Genomic DNA, 2002 nt, shown 5'->3' with positions numbered 1-2002 from the left:
AGTCGCACCGCGTTGGGGGATCTGGTGCGCGAGGTACGGCCGCCGCGCCAGCGCGGCTTTGAAGTGCGTTTCGAGACGCCGGCGGGTCAGCAGGCACAGGTGGACTTCGCCCATTTCAACGTTGAATTCGACGACACGCCCGGCCAGCGCCGCTCGATCTGGCTGTTCTCGATCGTGCTGGGACACAGCCGGTATCTATGGGGCCGGTTCGTTGAACATCAGGATCTGCAGACTGTGCTGCGCTGTCACATGGAAGCGTTCGCCCATCTGGGTGGCGTGCCGTGCGAGATTCTCTATGACCGGATGAAGACCGCTGTGCTCGGCGAGCTTGAGCGGCACGTCGTGTACAACGCAAAGATGATTGCATTCGCCCAGCATTACAGTTTTACGCCGCGTGCATGCAAGGCGTATCGCGCCAAGACCAAGGGCAAGATCGAGCGTCCATACCGCTATATCCGGCAGGATTTCTTCCTTGCACGCCGTTTCCAGAATCTCGGCGATCTAAACCGGCAACTGCGTGAATGGCTCGATACCGTCGCCAATGTGCGCGTGCATGGCACCACGCAGCGCGTCGTGGCCCAGCACTTCAGCGAGGAACGCGCCGCGCTCCAGGCGTTGCCCGCTGGCCTGTTCAATGGTGTGATCCGCCTCGAACGGCGCGTCAGTCACGAGGGTCTCGTCTCCGTCGGCGGAAACTATTACAGCGTGCCTGACCGCACACGCAGGCGCACACTCGAGGTTCACAGCCTGGCCCATGAGGTTCGCATTTATGAGGATGGCGAACTGCTGGCGGTTCATCCCGTACTCGAAGGCAGACGAGGAACCTCGTTGCTGCCGGGACATCGACGCTCGCATCATCGGCAGGAGTCGGCGGCGCAGCACACTGTACCGCCAGCTTCGCCGGTCGTGAGCCGTCGCCCGCTGTCGTTTTATGACCAGGTGGCGCGGCGTCTGGCGATTGCCGGGAGGTCCGCATGAACAACATGCCGGCATCAACACTTGAGCGGATCCGCAGATACATGGTCGGTCTGCATATGCCACGCGCACTGGAGGCTCTCGACGCGACTCTGGCACGCTTCGAACAGGGCGACAGCTCCATGCTGGAGGTACTCGAAACGCTGCTGGGGGAAGAGTTCACGACGCGGGAAACCCGCCGCATCAAGATGGCGCTGCAGACAGCGCGCCTTGGCACGATCAAGACACTGGCCGGCTACGACTTCAGCTTCCAGCCGGGTCTCGACCGGGATCGCATCATGGCACTGGCACAACTCGACTTCATCGAACGACGTCAGGCCGTGCACTTCCTCGGTCCGCCCGGAACCGGGAAGTCGCACTTATGCATAGCGCTTGGCGTTGAGGCCGTACGTGCAGGCAAGAGCGTCTACTTCGGTACGCTTGCCGAAATCGTCGCGTCGATGGTGAAAGCCGAGCGTGAAGGCAATCTTGCACAGCGCGTTCGCTTCCTTGCGCGCAACAGTCTGCTCATCGTTGACGAGATTGGCTACCTACCCGTCGGCCTGAACGGCGGCAATCTGTTCTTCCAGCTCATCAACGCCTGCTATGAGCGGTGCGCAATCATCCTGACGTCAAATCGAAGCTTCGGTGAATGGGGCGAGGTGTTCGGCGACAGCGTGGTCGCAGCGGCGCTGCTCGATCGTCTGTTGCATCACGCAGTCGTCGTGCACATCGAGGGCTCGTCGTATCGCCTGCGCGAGCACGCCGACCTGCTGCCCGAGCATTTACGCAACCGCCCAACTCCGCTCAATCAAGTACCCGCCGAAACCGTCCGTCGACGGCCAGGCCGTCCCAAACGGAGCTCAGCTGATCACAACCCCGGCTGATCACCGATTACACAGGGTGGGGAATTTTACTTCGATACTTCTGGGGAAATTACGGTCGACATTGACAAGTAGTTCGCCCAGCCGCGCAGCGTGCGATTCAACTTGCCCACCAACTCCGTGGTATCAAACCACGTCATCGAAGCAGCGGTTAGCGCATGGAC

Annotated in this window: 2 protein-coding genes; both read left to right on the top strand. The window is 61.0% G+C overall.

From position 1 onward, the window contains the following. Window positions 1–978: IS21 family transposase (gene istA / locus P3T43_RS35600; RefSeq protein ID WP_429285660.1), on the top strand; the 978-nt coding region annotated here is incomplete at its 5' end. Further along, on the top strand, window positions 975–1841 hold the full coding sequence (istB, locus tag P3T43_RS35595; RefSeq protein WP_429285659.1) for an IS21-like element helper ATPase IstB: 867 nt from the start codon (window positions 975–977) through the stop codon (window positions 1839–1841). The genes istA and istB, both read left to right, overlap by 4 nt. Window positions 1842–2002: the final 161 nt, after the last annotated feature.

This window comes from Paraburkholderia sp. GAS41 (assembly GCF_050436545.1).
Lineage (GTDB): Bacteria > Pseudomonadota > Gammaproteobacteria > Burkholderiales > Burkholderiaceae > Paraburkholderia.
The sequence above is the reverse complement of the archived record's forward strand: the minus strand, read 5'-3'. Positions and strand labels throughout refer to the sequence as shown.

Bases quoted from the DNA above. Each gene is read 5' to 3' on its own strand.
- istB (WP_429285659.1), top strand. From the start codon at position 975: ATGAACAACATGCCGGCATCAACACTTGAGCGGATCCGCAGATACATG.